15 protein-coding genes are annotated in these 18,475 nt (G+C 61.9%); 12 read left to right on the top strand and 3 right to left on the bottom strand.

Going from position 1 to position 18,475, the window contains the following annotated elements; all coding sequences use genetic code 11:
- Nucleotides 1-36: 36 nt before the first annotated feature.
- The 3 genes from AC3WMV_RS21240 to tpx form a co-directional block, all read right to left on the bottom strand.
- Nucleotides 37-3,138 (bottom strand): MdtB/MuxB family multidrug efflux RND transporter permease subunit, encoded by a 3,102-nt coding sequence (locus AC3WMV_RS21240; RefSeq protein ID WP_103367462.1) that lies wholly within the window; start codon nt 3,136-3,138, stop codon nt 37-39.
- The gene (locus AC3WMV_RS21235; protein WP_027613731.1) at nt 3,135-4,442 is read right to left on the bottom strand and encodes an MdtA/MuxA family multidrug efflux RND transporter periplasmic adaptor subunit; all 1,308 of its coding nucleotides are present in this window, start codon (nt 4,440-4,442) and stop codon (nt 3,135-3,137) included. Before AC3WMV_RS21235 ends, AC3WMV_RS21240 begins: the two co-directional genes overlap by 4 nt.
- 175 nt (nt 4,443-4,617) lie before the next feature.
- Nucleotides 4,618-5,118, bottom strand: a complete 501-nt coding sequence (gene tpx, locus AC3WMV_RS21230) for a thiol peroxidase (protein ID WP_007968505.1) — start codon at nt 5,116-5,118, stop codon at nt 4,618-4,620.
- 364 nt (nt 5,119-5,482) lie between these two features.
- Between tpx and AC3WMV_RS21225 the strand changes: the two genes are divergently transcribed.
- From AC3WMV_RS21225 to AC3WMV_RS21170, 12 genes are all read left to right on the top strand, one after another.
- The gene (locus AC3WMV_RS21225) at nt 5,483-5,908 is read left to right on the top strand and encodes a YciI family protein (protein ID WP_096797339.1); all 426 of its coding nucleotides are present in this window, start codon (nt 5,483-5,485) and stop codon (nt 5,906-5,908) included.
- 339 nt (nt 5,909-6,247) lie between these two features.
- Nucleotides 6,248-7,039 (top strand): hypothetical protein, encoded by a 792-nt coding sequence (locus AC3WMV_RS21220; protein WP_103367463.1) that lies wholly within the window; start codon nt 6,248-6,250, stop codon nt 7,037-7,039.
- Nucleotides 7,040-7,049: 10 nt separating this feature from the next.
- Nucleotides 7,050-8,501, top strand: a complete 1,452-nt coding sequence (locus AC3WMV_RS21215) for a DUF1254 domain-containing protein (RefSeq protein ID WP_103367464.1) — start codon at nt 7,050-7,052, stop codon at nt 8,499-8,501.
- A 13-nt stretch (nt 8,502-8,514) separates the two neighbouring features.
- Nucleotides 8,515-9,918 (top strand): DUF1254 domain-containing protein, encoded by a 1,404-nt coding sequence (locus AC3WMV_RS21210; protein WP_103367465.1) that lies wholly within the window; start codon nt 8,515-8,517, stop codon nt 9,916-9,918.
- A 12-nt stretch (nt 9,919-9,930) separates the two neighbouring features.
- The gene (locus AC3WMV_RS21205; RefSeq protein WP_096797335.1) at nt 9,931-10,881 is read left to right on the top strand and encodes a SphA family protein; all 951 of its coding nucleotides are present in this window, start codon (nt 9,931-9,933) and stop codon (nt 10,879-10,881) included.
- Between the two features lie 22 nt (nt 10,882-10,903).
- A complete protein-coding gene (locus AC3WMV_RS21200; RefSeq protein ID WP_027613737.1) occupies nt 10,904-11,884 on the top strand; it encodes an AAA family ATPase in 981 nt (326 codons plus the stop codon).
- On the top strand, nt 11,881-12,816 hold the full coding sequence (locus AC3WMV_RS21195) for a DUF58 domain-containing protein (protein ID WP_103367466.1): 936 nt from the start codon (nt 11,881-11,883) through the stop codon (nt 12,814-12,816). Before AC3WMV_RS21200 ends, AC3WMV_RS21195 begins: the two co-directional genes overlap by 4 nt.
- Nucleotides 12,813-13,412, top strand: a complete 600-nt coding sequence (locus AC3WMV_RS21190; protein ID WP_492561399.1) for a DUF4381 domain-containing protein — start codon at nt 12,813-12,815, stop codon at nt 13,410-13,412. Before AC3WMV_RS21195 ends, AC3WMV_RS21190 begins: the two co-directional genes overlap by 4 nt.
- Nucleotides 13,399-14,391 carry a vWA domain-containing protein gene (locus AC3WMV_RS21185; protein WP_103367468.1) on the top strand — a complete coding sequence of 331 codons (993 nt, stop codon included), beginning with the start codon at nt 13,399-13,401 and terminating at the stop codon, nt 14,389-14,391. Before AC3WMV_RS21190 ends, AC3WMV_RS21185 begins: the two co-directional genes overlap by 14 nt.
- A gap of 1 nt (nt 14,392) precedes the next feature.
- Nucleotides 14,393-15,973 carry a VWA domain-containing protein gene (locus AC3WMV_RS21180; protein ID WP_103367469.1) on the top strand — a complete coding sequence of 527 codons (1,581 nt, stop codon included), beginning with the start codon at nt 14,393-14,395 and terminating at the stop codon, nt 15,971-15,973.
- Nucleotides 15,970-17,385: a BatD family protein gene (locus AC3WMV_RS21175; RefSeq protein ID WP_103367470.1), complete on the top strand. Its 1,416-nt coding sequence runs from the start codon at nt 15,970-15,972 to the stop codon at nt 17,383-17,385. The genes AC3WMV_RS21180 and AC3WMV_RS21175 overlap by 4 nt, the downstream gene beginning before the upstream one ends.
- On the top strand, nt 17,382-18,404 hold the full coding sequence (locus AC3WMV_RS21170; protein WP_103367471.1) for an HAD family hydrolase: 1,023 nt from the start codon (nt 17,382-17,384) through the stop codon (nt 18,402-18,404). The genes AC3WMV_RS21175 and AC3WMV_RS21170 overlap by 4 nt, the downstream gene beginning before the upstream one ends.
- Nucleotides 18,405-18,475: the final 71 nt, after the last annotated feature.

The raw sequence follows: 18,475 nt of genomic DNA, 5'->3' as shown, positions 1-18,475 counted from the left end.
CAGGCTCGCTCCCACAGTGGATGAGGTGCTGCAAATTCATACAACCACCTCATCACGGTCGGCATTGGTCTTGCCAAAGCGCCGACCGAGGCGGTCGAAATACAGGTAGATCACCGGCGTGGTGAACAGGGTCAGCACCTGGCTCACCAGCAAGCCGCCGACCATCACCAGACCCAGTGGTTGACGCAACTCAGCCCCGGAACCGGTGGCGAGCATCAACGGCACGGCGCCGAACAACGCTGCCAGAGTGGTCATCAGAATCGGCCGGAAGCGCAGCAGCGCCGCCTGATAGATCGCCTGCTCCGGCGCCATGCCCTGGGTGCGTTCGGCGTCGAGGGCGAAGTCGATCATCATGATCGCGTTTTTCTTGACGATACCGATCAACAGGATGATGCCGATGATCGCGATCATGCCCAGATCATTGCCGCTGAGCAGCAACGCGAGCAAGGCGCCGACCGCCGCCGACGGCAAGGTCGAGAGAATGGTGATCGGGTGGATGTAACTTTCGTAAAGCACGCCGAGCACGATGTACATGGTCACGACCGCCGCCAGAATCAGCAGCAAGGTGCTCGACAGCGACGCCTGGAACGCTTCGGCCGCGCCCTGGAACTGGGTCTGCACACCAATCGGCATGCCGATGTCCTTCTGCACCTGATCGATGATGTCCACCGCATGTCCCAGCGCCACACCGGGTGCGAGGTTGAACGACATCATCACCGCCGGGAACTGACCGATGTGGGTGATTGCCAGTTGCGCCTGACGCTCTTCGACATGGGCCAGGCTCGACAGACGCACCTGCGCACCGTCAGTGGTCTTGACGTGAATCTGATCCAGCGCCGCCGGGCCGATCTTCTCCCCGGCCTGCGCCTGCAGCACCACGCGGTACTGGCTGGCCTGGGTATAAATGGTCGAGATTTGCCGCTGGCCGAAGGCGTCATACAGCGCATCGGTGATGTTCTGCACCGAAACACCGAGGCGCGAAGCCGCATCGCGGTCGATCACCAGATAGACCTGCAAGCCCTTGTCCTGCAAGTCGCTGGCGACGTCGGTCAGCTCCGGACGCTGGGCCAAAGCCTCGACCAGACGCCCGCTCCACTGGCTGAGCAGCTCGGCATCCGGTGAGGACATGCTGAACTGGTACTGGGTGCGGCTGACCCGATCCTCGATGGTCAGATCCTGCACCGGCTGCATGAACAGGCGGATACCGACCAGTTTGTCCAGTTGCGGTTGCAGGCGCGCGATCACCTCGGTGGCGCTCAGGTCACGCTGGCCGTGGGGTTTGAGGTTGATCAGCAAGCGACCGCTGTTGAGCGTGGCGTTGTCGCCGTCGACACCGATGTAGGACGACAGGCTCTCCACCGCCGGATCTTCGAGAATCACCTTGGCCAGCGCCTGCTGGCGCTCGCCCATGGCGGCGAAGGAAATCGACTGCGGCGCCTCGGAAATGCCCTGGATCACCCCGGTGTCCTGCACCGGGAAAAAGCCCTTGGGCACCACCATATAAAGGAACACGGTCAGCGCCAGCGTACCGATAGCCACCAACAGGGTCAGCGGCTGGTGTTTGAGCACCCACTGCAACTTGCGCCCGTAGGCGGCGATCATCCAGTCGATGAAGCCGCCGCTGGCCCGGTAGAAGCGGCCCTGCTCGTGGGCTTCCGGCTCACGTTTGAGCAAGCGCGCGCACATCATCGGCGTCAGAGTTAGCGAGACCACCAGGGAAATCAGGATCGCTACCGCCAGAGTGATGGCGAACTCGCGGAACAGCCGTCCGACCACGTCAGCCATGAACAGCAGTGGAATCAGTACCGCGATCAGCGACAGGGTCAGGGAGATCAGGGTGAAGCCGATCTGCTTCGCGCCTTTGAGCGCCGCCTGCATCGGGCTGTCACCCTCCTCGATGAAGCGCGCGATGTTTTCCAGCATCACGATCGCATCGTCGACCACAAAACCGGTGGCGATGGTCAGGGCCATCAAGGTCAGGTTGTTGACCGAGAACCCGGCGAGATACATCACACCAAACGTACCAATCAGCGACAGCGGCACCGCCACCGACGGGATGATCGTCGCGCTGGCACGCCGCAAAAACAGGAACGTCACCATCACCACCAGCGCAATGGCGATCAGCAGTTCGTGCTGCACGTCAGTCACCGAGGCGCGGATGGTCTGGGTGCGGTCGGTGAGTACGGTGACATCGAGCCCGGCCGGCAGGTTGTCGGTGATGCTCGGCAGCAACGCCTTGATCCGGTCGACCACCTCGATCACGTTGGCGCCCGGCTGACGCTGGATATTGAGCAGCACTGCCTGATTCTGGTTGGCCCACGCGGCGAGACGTTCGTTCTCCGCGCCGTCGACGATTTCCGCCACATCCTTCAGACGCAACGGCGCGCCGTTCTTGTAGGCGAGGATCAGGTTGGCGTAGTCCTTGGGCGACGTCAGCTGGTCGTTGGCATCGAGCATCGAGACCCGGGTCGGGCCGTCGAAGTTACCTTTCGGCTGGTTGACGTTGGACGCGCCAATCAGCGTGCGCACGTCTTCCAGGTTCAGGCTGTTCGCCGCGAGGGCTTCCGGGTTGACCTTGATCCGCACCGCCTGCCGCTGGCCGCCGGCAATGCTGACCATGCCGACGCCGCTGATCTGGGCGATCTTCTGCGCCATGCGCGTATCGACCAGATCATTGAGCTTGGGCAGGAGCATGGTTTTCGAGGTGATCGCCAGGGTCAGCACCGGGGTATCCGCCGGGTTGACCTTGTTGTACACCGGCGGCGCCGGCAAGTCGGTCGGCAGCAGGTTGGTCGCGGCGTTGATCGCGGCCTGCACCTGCTGTTCGGCGACGTCCATGTTGATGTCGAGGCTGAAGCGCAGGGTCAGCACCGAAGCGCCGCCGGAACTGGTCGAGGCCATTTGCGTCAGGCCCGGCATCTGCCCGAACTGGCGTTCGAGCGGCGCGGTGACGGCACTGGTCATCACGTCCGGACTGGCGCCGGGGTACAGGGTCATGACGCGAATGGTCGGATAATCGACCTGCGGCAATGCCGAGACCGGCAGCAGGCGATAAGCAATCAGGCCGGCCAGAACAATGGCCAGCATGCTCAGGGTGGTGGCTACCGGACGGAGGATGAACAGCCGCGAAATGTTCATGCGCCCTTCTTGGCCTTGTCAGCCGCAGCGGCGTCCGGCGCACTGGCGGCGGGTTTGCCTTGCAGGTGCCCGGTCGGGGTGGTCGGCACGTCATTGCTGTCGTTGACCACTTCCACTTCGCTGCCTTCCTTCAGGCGGTCGGTGCCTTCCAGCACCACGCGATCGCCCGCGGCGAGGCCTTCGGTGACCACGGTGTTGGTGCCGTCACTGGCGCCGATCTTCAGTTGGCGGATGGTGACTTTCTTGTCGCCGTCCAACGCGTAAACGAAAGTGCCGTTGGTGCCGAACTGAATCGCCGCCGACGGTGCCAGTACCACGCCTTTGAGGGTGTCGGCCAGCAGATGGACGTTGACGAACTGATTGGGGAACAGCGACTGGTCGCGGTTATCGTAACGGGCCTTGAATTTCAGGGTGCCGGTGGCGACGTCGATCTGGTTGTCGAGGCTTTGCAGCACGCCGCTGGCCTGGATCTTGGTATCGCCGCGATCCCATGCCTCGGCCGGCAGTTTGGCGCCGCTGTGGTAGCGAGCCAATACGGTTTCGAGGCTGTTTTCCGGCAAGGTGAAGACCACGCTGATCGGTTGGGTCTGAGTAATCACCGCAAGGAACGTGGTGTCGTTGGCGGCGACGAGGTTGCCGACGTCGACCTGACGCAGACCGACGCGACCGGCAATCGGTGCGCGGATCTTGGTGAATTCGAGATTGAGCTTGGCGTCGTTGACCGCCGCCTGATTGGTCTTGACCGTGCCCAGGTACTGGCCGACCAGCGCTTCGGCGGTGTCCAGGGTCTGCTTGGCGATGCTGTCTTCCTTGTACAGACCGCGATAACGCTCGACATCGACCTGAGCGTTTTTCAACTGCGCCTGATTCTGCAGCAAGGTGCCTTCAGCCTGGAGCAAGGCGTTCTGGTACGGACGCGGATCGATCTCTGCCAGCAGGTCGCCAGCCTTGACCATCTGCCCTTCCTCGAAGTTGATCTTCACCAGTTCACCGCCGACCCGGCTGCGCACATTGATGGTGTTGAGCGCGGTCACCGTACCCAGCGCCTTGTAATACAGCGGGAAGTCCCCCGTGACCGCCGGCGCCACCCGCACCGGAATCGGCCCGGCCGCGCCGCCGAAGCCCGGCCGCATCATTCCCGAACGTCCGGCATGGCCGCTCGCAGCCTTGTCGGCGCCCTCCTTGTGGGCCGAACCGGCGGGCCAGAATTTCCAGCACAGAACGGCGATGACCAACAGGACGAGCAGGCTGATCAGCCAGCGACGGGAATTGCGAGGGGACGATTGCATGGATTGATTAACCATTGGGCGCGTGGGCTTCTTTTACGGGAGGCTGAACGATAAGCACTGATGGGATTTAAGCAAAGCAGCTTTACCGGCAATTTACCTTCAACTTACGTTTCAAGGTGTGAGGCAAAACACTGATACACAAATGAAAACGGCCTGGACAGGGCCAGGCCGTTAACAATTGTAAAAGCGCTTATTTCAGAACGGCGAGTGCTGCGTCGTAGTTCGGCTCTTCAGCGATTTCCTTGACCAGTTCGCTGTGCAGCACGTTGTCGTTCTCGTCCAGCACCACCACGGCGCGGGCGGTCAGCCCTTTGAGCGGGCCGTCAGCGATGGCTACGCCGTAGTTTTCGATGAATTCGGCACCGCGCAGGGTCGACAGGTTCTGCACGTTTTCCAGACCTTCGGCGCCGCAGAAACGGGCCTGGGCGAATGGCAGGTCAGCCGAGATGCACAGCACCACGGTGTTGGCCAGTTCGTTGGCCTGAGCGTTGAACTTGCGTACCGAAGTGGCGCAGGTCGGGGTATCAACGCTTGGGAAGATGTTCAGCACTTTGCGCTTGCCGGCAAAGTCTTTCAGGGTGACGTCGGACAGATTGCCGGCAACCAGGGAAAAGGCTGGCGCCTTGGAACCGGCTTGTGGCAACTGGCCGTTGACTTGAACCGGGTTGCCTTTGAGGGTGACTTGAGCCATGACTTTAGTCCTTCTTAACGTGGTTATTGAGCATGCAAGAGGCCGAAGTTAACCACGAAATTGTCCGACGACCTATGCCCTGACAGAAAATTGTCAGGGGCCTGCGCAAAAAATTGTATACAACCGCGCAACGATCCTCTGTAGGAGTGAGCCTGCTCGCGATGGCGGTGTATCAGGCAGCTATTCGCTAACTGAAATGACGCCATCGCGAGCAGGCTCACTCCTACAGAGGATCCGTGTGGTCTGTAGTGCTTTTGCTGCTTGTTAAAACGCCGGACTGCATCTTTTATTCAGAGACGTGTCGATTCACGCCCTGCCCGTTCGACTAAACAGTGAATCAACCCCATTCCCTGGAGAAACCACCATGCGATTCATGATCCTTGTCAAAGCCAGCGCCGACTCCGAAGCCGGCATCATGCCCAGTGAAGAGCTGATCACCGCCATGGGCAACTTCAACGAAGAACTGGTCAAGGCCGGCATCCTCATCGACGCCGATGGCCTGCACCCGAGCAGCAAAGGCGCGCGCGTGCATTTCTCCGGCGACAAGCGCACGGTCATCGACGGCCCGTTCATCGAAACCAAGGAGCTGGTAGCCGGCTACTGGATCTGGGAAGTGAAATCGAAAGAAGAAGCCATCGAATGGGTCAAGCGCTGCCCGAACCCGATGCCGGGCGACTCTGATATCGAAATCCGCCAGATCTTCTCCGCCGAGGATTTCGGCGCCGAATTCACCCCCGAAGCACGGGCGCAGGAAGAGCGTGTTCGCGAGCAAGCGAAGAAAAATGCCTGATCCCATGCCGGGTTGAATTTGAAATTGCCATCGCGGGCAAGCCACGCTCCCACAGGTATCGAGTCGGTCACAGGATTTGTGAACGCTTCAATACCTGTGGGAGCGTGGCTTGCCCGCGAAAGCGTCAGCACTGACAACACGCATTTGATTGACCAGTTCACCACTCGACTGCGAAGCCGTAGACAAAACCAAAGAATTAATCCATTCGACTGGCTAACTCCCGATTAGCTGCTAGCGTGAATCAGACGTGTCCTACAGGCTTGATTAAGAAAGGAATTACGTCCAACGGCCGAGAAGTGCCGGGTCGTCCATGCAGTAGCCACCAGGGAAACGGGGATCATGTCGAAAAAATTGGGGATTCGCGCCCTGCTGCTGGCGAGTTCGCTGGCGCCTGTGGTTTGTGCCCTGGCAAATAACGCCGAGGAGGCCAACAAAAGCAACAACCCGCTGAACCTGGCGCCCGGCGCCAACCTGCAGGATTACTACACGCCAAAGCTGTTCGACAGCAACCTGCACACCAACGATGCGTTGCTGCGCGGCACGTTGCCGATTGCGCCCAACGATTTCATCGGAGTCCCGCAGCTACTGCGCGCAACGATGCCGATCAGCACCCGCCCCGATCCGCACGGCGGCTACAGCACCGGCATCGGCGATCTCAATCTGTTCGACATTTTCCTGCTCAAGACCGACGGTGTGCAGTTGGGCATCGGCCCGCAGATCACCGCGCCGACCGCTGCCGAGGACGAACTGGGCACCGGCAAGTGGCAGGCCGGCCTCGCGGCGGTAGCGATCGATTCGTCGCCGCGCGGCCTGCTCGGTGCGCTGGTGCAGTACCAGAGCTCGTTCGCCGGTGACCACGACCGCGCGCATGTCGAAACCGCAACCCTGCAGCCGTTCATCATTCATAACCTGGAAAAAGGCTGGTACCTGCGCTCCACCGGCACCTGGACGTTCGACCTGAAGAACAACACTCACTACATCCCGATCGGGCTGGGTGCGGGCAAGGTCTGGAAGTCCGGCAGCAACATTCTCAACGCCTTTCTCGAACCGCAGTGGACCGTTGAACGCAAAGGCGATGGCGTGCCGCAATTCACCCTGTTCGCCGGGATCAACGTGACATTCGGAAAATAAGGACATCGCCATGCACATCGCTTTACGCGCCGCCGGTTTCAGCCTGATGACCCTGTTCGCCAGCTGCGGCGTCGGTGCTCAGGAGCTCGACACCCGTATCGGCAAGATCGCCATGGAGGGCGAACTGCCGGCCCATGAGTCGATCGCCAAACTCTACGCCGAGCTGGATTTCCAGCAAGCGACCCAGAGTTACCTGTGGGCCTTGCCGCTGGTGTCCTACGCGCAGTGGCAGGAAGAATTTCGCGACAAGCTCGGCGCGCGCAGCGGCGATCTGCTGGTGCTCGACAGCTACGAAGACAAGCTCGGCGTGATCACCGCCAATGCCACCACGCCGTACATTCTCGGCTTCGTCGACCTCAGCGAAACCGGGCCGCTGGTGATTGAACTGCCACCGGGACCGACCGCCGGCGGCATCGGCGATTTCTGGCAGCGGGCGATCATCGACATGGGCCAGACCGGCCCGGACAAAGGCCAGGGCGGCAAATACCTGGTGCTGCCGCCGGGCGCGGAGCCACCGGCCGATGCCGACAAGTATTACCTGGCCAAATCGGAAACCATGAACGTGCTGGTGGGCTTCCGGGTGCTGGATCCGGATCCGGCCAAAGGCAAGGCGCTGGTCGAGCAATTCAAGATGTACCCGTACGCCAAACGCGCCGAGCCGAGCAAGACCCGCCTGCTTTCGCCTGACGGTAAAAAGTGGTCGGGCACCCAGCCGCGCGGCATCGCTTACTGGCAGCGGCTGCATCAGATCATCCAGAAAGAACCGGTGAATGAACGTGACCGCTTCTACATGGCGATGCTCGCCAGTCTCGGCATCGAGAAGGACAAACCCTTCAACCCCAACACCCGGCAGCGTCAGGCCCTGGAGTCCGGCGCGCAGGTCGGTGAACTGATCGCCAAGGCCAACACCTTTGCCAAGCGCTTTCCTGACGCGCAGTACTGGCCCGACCGGCATTGGGACACGGTGTTGAACATCGCCGAACCGTCGCAGCGCGTGGCCTATTACGACCAGTTGTGGGAGCGCAGCGCCTGGTTTTATGAAGCGGTGACCAACACCAAAGGCATGGTCTCCAAGACCCCGGGCCTCGGCCAGACCTATCTTGGCGCCTACACCGACGCCAAGGGTGACTGGCTCGACGGCGGCAAGACCTATCGCCTGCACGTCGGCGCCAACCCGCCAGCCAAGCAGTTCTGGTCGATGACCGTGTACGACATCGACAGCCGTTGCCTGATCGACAATCCGCAGCGCAAGGCCGACCTGTCTTCGCGTCAGGACTTGAAAAAGAACGCCGACGGCTCGGTGGACCTGTACTTCGGCCCAAGCGCGCCCAAAGGCTTCGAAAACAACTGGGTGCAAACCGTGCCCGGCAAGCACTGGTTCAGCTATTTCCGCCTGTACGCGCCGACCGAAGCCTATTTCGACAAGAGCTGGAAACTCGACGACATCACGGTCGTGCAATGAATAAAGACGCCGCATGAACACACGCAATCTATGGCTGACCGGCCTGACCCTCGCCTTGAGCAGCAGCGCCTGGGCCGATTTCAGCGCCAGCCCCGAAGAAGCCCGAGGCATCGCCAAGGACGCTTATCTGTATGGCTTCCCGGTAGTGGAGATGTACAAGACCCTGTACACCCAGGCCGTGGACAGCAAGAGCCCGAACTTCAAGGCACCGTTCAACCAGATCGGCAACACCGCCAAGGCCTTCACCGCCAAGGACACCGCGTTCGTTACGCCGAACGCCGACACGCCCTACTCGTTCGTCTGGATGGACTTGCGCAGCGAACCGCTGATCCTGACCTTGCCGCCGATCGAAGAGCACCGTTATTACTCGGTACAACTGATCGACGCCTACACGCAGAACTTCGCTTATCTGGGCACCCGCAGCACCGGGAATAACGGTGGCCATTTCATGATCGCCGGGCCTGACTGGCAGGGTCAGCAGCCGATCAACATCGACCGCCTGGTGCGCAGCGAAAGCAACATCGCCTACGCGCTGTACCGCACGCAGCTGTTCGACGAAAAAGATCTGGGCAAGGTCAAGCAGATCCAGAAAGGCTACAAGGTCGAGCCGCTGAGCAAATACGTGAAACAGAAAGCTCCGGCGCCGGCACCGAAAGTCAGTTGGCCGAAGCCGACGCCGACCATGAGTGAAACCCCGGAGCTGTTCCGCTACCTGAACTTCATGCTCGCCTTCACCCCGCCGCAGGACGTCGAAAAAGACCTGCTCGCACGCTTCGCCAAAATCGGCATCGGTGCCGGTCAGCCATTCGATCTGAAACAGCTCAGCGCCGAGCAACGCAAGGCTCTTGAAGACGGCATCAGTGACGCCAAGGCGGAATTCGCCGCGTTCAAGAAAGACAAGGTCGACACGCACGAAATCAGCAGCGGTGACCTGTTCGGCACCCGCGATCACCTCAAGGGCAATTACCTGTATCGCTACGCCGGCGCCAACATGGGCATTTTCGGCAACTCTGCCGAAGAGGCGAACTACATCGGTTATTTCGTTGACAAGGACGGCCAACCGGTCGACGCGGCGAAACACGACTACACCCTGCATTTCGACAAGGGCGCCCTGCCCCCGGCCGACGCCTTCTGGTCGCTGACCATGTATGACGGCAAGAGCAAATTGCTGGTGGCCAATCCGCTCAATCGCTACCTGATCAACTCGCGGATGCTGCCCGACTTGAAGCTCGATGCCGACGGCGGACTGACCCTCTACGTGCAGCACGACAATCCCGGCAAGGACAAGCAGGCCAACTGGCTGCCGGCACCGAACGGGCCGTTCTACGGCGTATTGCGCCTGTACCTGCCGAAACCGGAAGTGGCCAGCGGCGAGTGGAAGATGCCATTGCTCAACCCGGTCAACTCAAAACAATAAACGGAGCCAGTGATGGTCAAGCCTTACGTTGTGCGTCCGCTGCTGGCGCTGTGCATGATCGGCAGTACTCAACTCTATGCAGCCGAGGGCGGCGTGGGCCGACCGATTACCGGGCAACAGGTGTACTCCAACGCCGGGATCATCCCGCCCGAACCGGGCTGGGTCGTCTCGGTGACCAGCATCTGGTACGACGGATCGCTCAAGGGTAGTCGTGGCGCGCCGATTTCCGGTGAAGTCAGTGCCGGGATCGACATGAAAGTCTCCTATACCATGACCAACCTGACGCACATCTGGGACACCGGCAAAGGCCCATGGAACTTCGCCTCGGCAATCGGCGTTCCAGTGCAGTACACCGACATTGACGCGGCCATCACCGGCCCGCGCGGACGCACCCTCGGCACCAGCGATTCCGGGACTCAGTTCGCCGACGCGCTGGTCACCCCGATTGCCGCCGGCTACCACTTCGACGAATTGAACCACATCGCGTTGTCCCTGCCGATCTACGTGCCGACCGGTGCCTACAACGACAATCGCCTGGCCAACCCGGGGCAGAACAATTACACGTTCATGCCCACCGTGGCCTTCACCCATCTGGACGGCAAGGGTGGCGAGTTCACCCTGTCCAGTGGCCTGGAGTTCTACACCGAAAACACCGCCACCGATTACCGCAACGGCAACATCTTCACCCTCGACGCCTTGTGGACTCACGGCTTCGGCAGTGGCTGGAGCGCAGGTCTGGCGGCGGGTTATATCCAGCAAGTCACCGACGACAAAGGGCAGACCGCCGACAGCCTGAATGGCTTCCGTGGACGCTCCGTCGGCGCCGGGCCGGTAGTCGCCTGGAGCGGCAAATTCGCCGATGCCCAAGCCAACATCAGTGCGCGTTGGGTGCCGGAGTTCGACACCAAGAACCGCCCTGAAGGCAACGGAATTGCCGTCAACATGACCCTGGCGTTTTTCTAGACCGGCCACAAAGGACTGTCCCATGACCACACTCACCGACCTCAATGCCCTGCAAGCGAGCATCGCCGAAGCCGTACTCGGCCAGGATCAGGTCATTCGGCAGATCCTCCTCGGCCTGCTGGCCAACGGGCACTTGCTGCTGGAAAGCCTGCCGGGGCTGGCCAAGACGCGCACGGTCAAGGCGCTGGCCACGCATCTGGACGCGAAGATGAGCCGCATCCAGTTCACCCCCGACTTGCTGCCCTCGGACATCACCGGCGCCGAAGTGCTGCATCAGGTCGCCGGGCAAAACGAGATCCGCTTCCAGCCCGGCCCGCTGTTCGGCAATCTGATCCTCGCCGACGAGATCAATCGCGCCCCGGCCAAGGTCCAGGCGGCGCTGCTGGAAGCCATGGAGGAACGGCAGATTACCGTGGCCGGCACCAGCCATGTGCTGCCGGAGCTGTTCATTGTGGTCGCCACGCAAAACCCGATCGAGCAGGAAGGCACTTATCCATTGCCGGAAGCGCAGATGGACCGGTTCCTGATGAAGGTGCTGCTGGATTACCCCAGCGCCGACAATGAAAGCCAGGTGCTGCGCCTGTTGCGCGCCGAAGAGTTTGCCCAGGGTGCGAACACCGCGCCGGGCAAGGGCTTCAGCCTGTCACAGGAAGTGATTTTCGCTGCGCGCAAGGAGGTCAGCGCGGTGCACGTATCACCGGCCATCGACCGCTATCTGATCGACCTGATCAACGCCACTCGCCACCCGGCCGATTACGACGAAGACCTCGGACGCTGGATCAGCATCGGTGCCAGTCCCCGGGGCGGTATCGGCCTGGATCGTTGCGCGCGGGCCGACGCGTGGTTGCAGGGCCAGGATTTCGTCTCGCCGGATAACGTGCGCGCCGTGGTGCATCCGGTGCTGCGTCATCGCCTGCAATTGAGCTACGACGCGGTCGCGGATGGCGTGACTGCCGATCAGGTGCTCGACCGTTTGCTGGATAAAGTGGCGATTCCGGCATGAACACGGACGGTCTGGTCTACGTGTCTGTGGCGCAATTGATGTCGCTGGAATTCAAGGCCCGTGACCTGAGTTTTCTGGCGCGTCAGCCTCAGGGCAGCATCCTTGCCGGAAACCATGCCTCGCGCCTGCGTGGCCGTGGTTTGAACTTCGATGAGCTGCGCCGTTATCAGACTGGTGATGATTTGCGCCACCTCGACTGGCGCGCTTCCCTGCGTACAGGCAAACCGGTGGTTCGCACTTTTACTGAAGAGCGCGACCGCCCGGCATTGATCGTGGTCGATCAGCGCATGTCGATGTTCTTCGGCTCGCGACGCAGTTTCAAATCTGCCCTCGCCGCGGAACTCGCGGCGCTGGCGGCGTGGATGGTGTTCAACGCCGGTGACCGGGTCGGCGGTCTGGTGTTCAACGATCAGCGCATCGACTGCATCGCGCCGTTGCGCAGTCGCAAACGGGTCGAAGCCCTGCTCAGCCGCGTGGCGCAACAGAATCAGGCGCTGAACGCGGCCAATCCCGACGCCGAAGACGAGGACCAGTTGGACAAGGCTTTGCAGCGGTGCCTGGCGCTGGCCGGGCATGACCATTTGATCTGCATCGTCAGCGACTTCGCCGGGGCGGGTGAACGCACCTTGCAATTGATGCGGCAACTGCGCGCGCACAACGACGTGATTGCCCTGCAAGTCTACGATCCACTGGCCTTGAAGCTGCCGAGCGATGGCCGGCTGCTGGTCACCCAAGGCCAATTGCAGGTGGAACTGGCTGTCGAGAAACGCAGCGTGCATCAGCCATTGGGCGATTACCTCGGTGGCCGCCTTAAGGACGTCGCCACCCTGCTGCGCCGCAGTCAGGTGCCGCTGATGATGTTCAGCACCGCCGAAGAGGCCCACGCGCAATTGCGCGCCGAGCTTGGCAAGTCTGCCGGCCCACGGCGATGAACCCGAATATCCCCGACATCGGCCAGCTCAAGGAGCTGAGCCTGCCGGTGCCGGTGAGTTATGCGCCGCAGACCTGGGGCTGGTGGCTGTTGCTGGCGTTGTTGGTTGTGCTGGCGTTGATGGTTGGCGTGCGGCGTTATGTGCAGTGGCGACGGGATCAGTATCGGCGCGAAGCGCTGGTGCGGCTGGCGCAGTTGCGTGAGCGCAGTGATGATCTCAATGCCCTGCGCGAGTTGCCCGAACTGCTCAAACGCGTGGCCCTTTCGATGCCAACCCAATCCCGAAACAGGAACACAACCCCTGTGGGAGCGGGCTTGCTCGCGAAGGCGTCGGCACATCCAACATTGATGGCGCCTGACACAGCGCTTTCGCGAGCAAGCCCGCTCCCACAGAGTCCTGCGGCGCTGGGGAAAGATGAGTGGCAAGCCTTTCTGCAGCAGCACTGCAAAACCAGGCTGCCCGACGACTTCAGCGCACAACTGGCCCTACTCGCCTACGCCCCCGACGCCACCTTGCGCGCCCTCCCCGCCGAACAGCGCCAGGCGCTGTTCGACACCTGCCAACATTGGGTGGAGCAGCACCATGTGGCAGCTTGATTACCCGTGGTTGTTGCTCCTGCTGCCATTGCCGTGGCTGACCTTGCGTTATCTACCGGCGTATCAGGAGGCGCGCAGCGCCGTGCGCGTGCCGTTTTTCGGCGCCATGAGCCGCGCCGTCGGGGAAGCGCCGAGCCGGGTCGGCAATCGTCAGAACCCCTGGCAAATGCTGCTCAATCTTCTGGTGTGGACGTTGATCCTGCTCGCCGCCGCGCGCCCGGTGTTCGTCGAAAAGCCCATCGAACGCCAGCAACCGGTACGCGACCTGATGCTCGCCATCGACCTCTCGCAATCGATGGAGACTGAAGATTTCAGCAATGCCGATGGCCAGAAAATCAATCGCCTCGCCGCCGTCAAACAGGTGGTGCAAGGCTTCATCGCCAAGCGCAAGGATGACCGCATCGGTCTGATCGTGTTCGGCAGCGGTGCCTATCCGCAGGCGCCGCTGACTCTCGATCACGCCAGCCTTGCGCTTTTGCTGGCCGATACCGGCATCGGCATGGCCGGGCCGAACACCGCCATCGGTGATGCCATCGGTTTGAGTCTGAAGCTGCTCGACCAGGCGCACGAACAGCAAAAGGTGCTGATCCTGCTCACTGACGGCAACGACACCAGCAGCGCGATCACCCCCGACCACGCCGCGGAAATGGCCGCCAACAAAGGCGTGGTCATTCACACCATCGGCATCGGCGACCCGACGGCGTCCGGCGAGGCGCAGGTCAATCTGCGCGGGCTGCAACAGATCGCCCAAACCACTGGCGGGCAGTTCTTCCGCGCCGAAGATCGTACGGCACTGGATCAGGTCTACAGCACCCTCGATCGCCTCACGCCGCATCAAGTGAAAACCCTTAGCCATCAGCCGCAACGCGAGTTGTTTCATTGGCCGCTGGGCGCGGCGCTGACGCTGTTGGCGCTGTATCACCTCGGTGCCCTGCTGCGCCCGCGCCTGGCGCTGGCCCGCCAGCGGCAGGAGGCCTGAGATGGAGATCAATCTCAGCGACTTCCACTTTTTACGCCCGCTGTGGTTGCTGCTCGCGCTGTTCGCCGCGCTGCTGCCGCTGCTCTGGCGCCGCAGCCGCGACTTGCAACGGCGGCTGCGCAGCAACATCGCCGAACACTTGCTGCCGCACCTGCTGGTCACGCCAACGGATCAGCAGCGTCTGCGCCCGGTGCACTGGCTGTGCGCGGTGTTGGCACTCGGGGCGCTCGCCGCCGCCGGGCCGACCTGGGAGCAGGATCGCCCGGACTTTCTGCAGAATCGCGCGCCGCTGATCGTCGCCGTGGATCTGTCGCCATCGATGGACGCCAGCGACGTGCCACCGACGCGCCTGGAAGCGGCCAAGCACAAACTCCACGACCTGATTCAGCGTCGCGCCGGCGCCCGCACCGCACTGATCGCCTATGCCGGCAGCGCGCATCTGGTGTTGTCGCCGACCGACGATCCGGCGCTGCTCGACACCTTCATTCAGGCGCTGGGCACAGGTCTCATCGACAAACCGGGCAAGGACGTTAGCGCCGTCATCGAGCAGGCCAAACGCCTGCTCAGCGCCGAGCAAACCCCGGGCAGCCTGCTGTTGATCACCGACGGCGCTGACGTTGCACAGCTCGATGGTCTCGGCAAACAACTCGACGACAGCCAATTGCAGGTACTGGTACTGGCGGTGGGCAACGCGGATGGCGGCGTGATTCAGGGCGCCAATGGCCAGCCGGCAGTCGACAGCAACGGGCGTCCGCTGCTCGGCCATTTCGATCCGGCGGCACTCAAGCAATTGGCCGCCGCCCTTGACGCGCCGCTGGGCAGCCTCACCCTCGACGACGATGATCTGGACTGGATTGAGCTGCACGCGCAACAACATTTCCAGAGTGCCAGCGCCGAACAACAGCAATTGCACTGGAAAGACGCCGGTTACTGGCTGTGCTGGCCTCTTCTATTGTTGGCGCTGCTCGGTGTGCGCAAGGGCTGGAGCATCAACTGGGTACCGGCGCTGCTGTTGGCCACAAGCCTTGGCTGGCCTGCTGCACCCGCCCAGGCCAGCGCACTGACCGACGCGTTCTTCACCCGCGATCAGCAAGGGCGCTGGGCCGCCGAGCATGAGCATTGGCCGCAAGCGGCGGCGCTGTTTGTCGATCCGTACTGGAAAGGCGTGGCGGCCTATCACGCAGCAGATTACGACCTCGCACTGGCGACCTTCGCCCGGCTGGACACGGCGCAAGCGTGGTTCTACCTGGGCAACATTTACGTGCGGCGCTTCAAGTTCGATCAGGCGATCGCCGCCTATACCCAAGCCTTGCAACGGCAACCGCAGTTCCCTGAAGCCACGGCCAATCTGGCGCTGGCGCAGGCGTTGCTCAAGGACACCGACAGCGCCGAAAAGAACGCCCCCGAGACCAAACCGGACGAAGTGAAATTCGACAAGGCGCCGGGCAAGGGCCAGAGCAAAAAGGTCGAGACTGAACAAGCGACGTCCGATGCGTTGTGGTTGCAAAACCTGAACACCTCGCCGGCGAAGTTTCTCAAGCAGAAATTCAGTTTGCAGGATCAATCGGGGGCCAGACCATGAACCGGGTTGCGGCCATCGCGAGCAGGCTCACTCCTACAGGGGATTTGTGTGCGCCGAAAATCTTCTGTAGGAGTGAGCCTGCTCGCGATGGCGCCCGCCTGATCACCGCAACCCTGCTGACCCTGCTCACCAGTTGCCTGTTCACAATCCACGCCTCTGCCGCCGAACCCCAACTGAAAATCCAGGCGCACCTGCAACCCGCCGAAGGCGCGATGGTCGGCGGACTGCTCGAGCTGCAAGTCGACGTGCTCACCGACACCTGGTTCACCAGCGCCGCCACCCTGCCCGAACTGAAACTCGACGGCGCCCTGGTCACGCCGCCGGACGGCCAGGCCCAACACCTGAATCAGACCATCGACGGGCAATCCTTCAGCGGCTTGCGCTACAGCTACCTGATCACCCCGAATGTCGCCCGCCGCTTCGATATTCCGCCGTTGACGGTCAGTGCGACACCCGGTCAGGCCAGCACAGCGATCAGCGCCCAAAGCCAACCGTTGCACTTCAGCACCACCCAGCCACCCGGCTTCAAACCCGGAGAAACGCCGTTGGTGGCCAGCGATGTGCGCCTGAGCCAAAGCTTGATCAACTCGGCAACCCCGTTGAAAACCGGTGACAGCATCACCCGGCAACTGATCCTGCAAGCCGATGGCGCACTGGCGATGGCGCTCCCGGTTCCGCCATTGGCTGACGTGGCCGGGCTGAGTCGTTATCTGCAGACCCCACAAGTCACTCACCTGGATGACGGCCGCGGCAACGTGCTCGGTGGTCAGCGCATCGACGCCGTCACCTACCGCATCGACAAGGCTGGCGCCTACACCCTGCCGGCCATCGCGGTGAAATGGTGGGACGTCAAAACGCAGCAGAGCCGCATTGCGCACGTGCCGGCAGTGACCTTCGAAGCCGCAGCCAACAGCGCCTACAAACCGGTGTTTTCGATCACCGACGATCTCCAGCAGCTCGGCCGCAACAACCCGCATTTTTCCACGCGCTGGTTGCTGTGGCTGGCGCTACTCGCCGTGTGTATTGGCGTCGGTTATTGGCTGCGTCCGGCGCTGATGCGCGCCCGGCACCAATGGCAGGCGCGCAAGCACGCGCGGCAACTGGCCTGGGAGCAATCGGCGGACTTCGCCTGGCAGCAGATCAACCCGCAACTGCAGGCTCAACCGGCGCAATTGAGCGCCTTGTATCTGTGGCTGCGCCGCAGTCGCCTCGGGCTGCAACTGGTGAATGCCGGCCCGCGACTGCAAGGCCTGTTGCGCGGGCTTTATGGACGTGATCCACAGACTGCACAAACACTCGCTCAACTGCATGAATCGTTGACTACGCTTCACAGTCAGGCCGCCCAACAGCAGCGCAAACCGGCTCCGGCCCTGCGCCCGCTCAACCCCGTTCATGAAAGGGATTTCCCATGACCCATCCACCGCAGCAGCGTCAACGTTTCAGCCTTGCGCTGGTGTTTGCGCTGGCATTGCCACTGCTGGCCCAGGCCAGCGAGCCACTGCCGTCATGGAACGACGGCCCGGCCAAAAAACACATCATCGAGTTTGTGCAAGCCGTCACCGATCAGTCCGGCAAAGATTTCGTCAAACCCGCCGATCGCATTGCCGTGTTCGACAACGACGGCACCCTGTGGAGCGAGCAGCCGATGTATTTCGAGTTGCTGTTCGCCCTCGACGAAGTCAAGCGCAATGCGCCGCAGCACCCGGAATGGCAAACCACCCAGCCATTCAAAGCCGTGCTGGAAAACGATCATCAGGCCCTGGCCGCCGCCGGCATGGACGGGATTATCAAGATCTTCGGCGCCACCCACACCGGCATGACCACCGAGGCTTTCGACGATTACGCCAAGACCTGGCTGAGCCAGGCTCGACATCCGAAAACCGGCAAGCCCTACACCGAGATGATCTTCCAGCCGATGCTGGAAATGCTCGACTACCTGCGCAGCCAGGACTTCAAGACCTACATCGTTTCCGGCGGCGACACCGGCTTCATGCGCGCCTTCGCCGAGAAGGTTTACGGCATCCCGCCGGAACAGGTGATCGGCACCACGTTCGTCACCGCGTTCCAGTTCAAGGACGGCCAGGCCTCGATCCTGCGCACCCGGAAACTGGCACACAACGACGACGGCCCGGGCAAACCGGAGAGCATTGATGCAGTGATCGGCAAACGGCCGATCCTCGCGTTCGGCAATTCCGACGGCGACCTGCAGATGCTGCAGTGGACCGCCGCCGGCCCCGGCAAACGCTTCATGGGGCTGGTGCACCACACCGACGCCAGACGCGAGTGGGCCTACGACCGAAAATCCGATATCGGGCGACTCGACAAAGCCCTCGACGAAGCAAATTCCCGTGGCTGGACCGTGGTGGACATGGCGACCGAATGGCGCCGGATCTACCCGTTCGATCCACCGGCAACCGGGCAGGTGCAATAAGAAAAAGCGTGATGCAGGACTGCAAGAAACGTAAGTCGCAACAACGACCCCCGCGATAAGGAGCAAGTCAG

Source organism: Pseudomonas sp. FW305-3-2-15-E-TSA4, assembly GCF_058787295.1.
This window is presented reverse-complemented; position numbering and strand designations above follow the sequence as displayed.

What these genes read in the sequence shown, in the direction of transcription:
- AC3WMV_RS21190 (WP_492561399.1), top strand. Translation starts at nt 12,813, where the DNA reads ATGAACCCGAATATCCCCGACATCGGCCAGCTCAAGGAGCTGAGCCTG.
- AC3WMV_RS21200 (WP_027613737.1), top strand. Translation starts at nt 10,904, where the DNA reads ATGACCACACTCACCGACCTCAATGCCCTGCAAGCGAGCATCGCCGAA.
- AC3WMV_RS21235 (WP_027613731.1), bottom strand. Translation starts at nt 4,442, where the DNA reads ATGGTTAATCAATCCATGCAATCGTCCCCTCGCAATTCCCGTCGCTGG.
- AC3WMV_RS21170 (WP_103367471.1), top strand. Translation starts at nt 17,382, where the DNA reads ATGACCCATCCACCGCAGCAGCGTCAACGTTTCAGCCTTGCGCTGGTG.
- AC3WMV_RS21240 (WP_103367462.1), bottom strand. Translation starts at nt 3,138, where the DNA reads ATGAACATTTCGCGGCTGTTCATCCTCCGTCCGGTAGCCACCACCCTG.
- AC3WMV_RS21205 (WP_096797335.1), top strand. Translation starts at nt 9,931, where the DNA reads ATGGTCAAGCCTTACGTTGTGCGTCCGCTGCTGGCGCTGTGCATGATC.
- AC3WMV_RS21185 (WP_103367468.1), top strand. Translation starts at nt 13,399, where the DNA reads ATGTGGCAGCTTGATTACCCGTGGTTGTTGCTCCTGCTGCCATTGCCG.
- AC3WMV_RS21215 (WP_103367464.1), top strand. Translation starts at nt 7,050, where the DNA reads ATGCACATCGCTTTACGCGCCGCCGGTTTCAGCCTGATGACCCTGTTC.
- AC3WMV_RS21220 (WP_103367463.1), top strand. Translation starts at nt 6,248, where the DNA reads ATGTCGAAAAAATTGGGGATTCGCGCCCTGCTGCTGGCGAGTTCGCTG.
- AC3WMV_RS21210 (WP_103367465.1), top strand. Translation starts at nt 8,515, where the DNA reads ATGAACACACGCAATCTATGGCTGACCGGCCTGACCCTCGCCTTGAGC.
- AC3WMV_RS21175 (WP_103367470.1), top strand. Translation starts at nt 15,970, where the DNA reads ATGAACCGGGTTGCGGCCATCGCGAGCAGGCTCACTCCTACAGGGGAT.
- AC3WMV_RS21225 (WP_096797339.1), top strand. Translation starts at nt 5,483, where the DNA reads ATGCGATTCATGATCCTTGTCAAAGCCAGCGCCGACTCCGAAGCCGGC.
- tpx (WP_007968505.1), bottom strand. Translation starts at nt 5,118, where the DNA reads ATGGCTCAAGTCACCCTCAAAGGCAACCCGGTTCAAGTCAACGGCCAG.
- AC3WMV_RS21195 (WP_103367466.1), top strand. Translation starts at nt 11,881, where the DNA reads ATGAACACGGACGGTCTGGTCTACGTGTCTGTGGCGCAATTGATGTCG.
- AC3WMV_RS21180 (WP_103367469.1), top strand. Translation starts at nt 14,393, where the DNA reads ATGGAGATCAATCTCAGCGACTTCCACTTTTTACGCCCGCTGTGGTTG.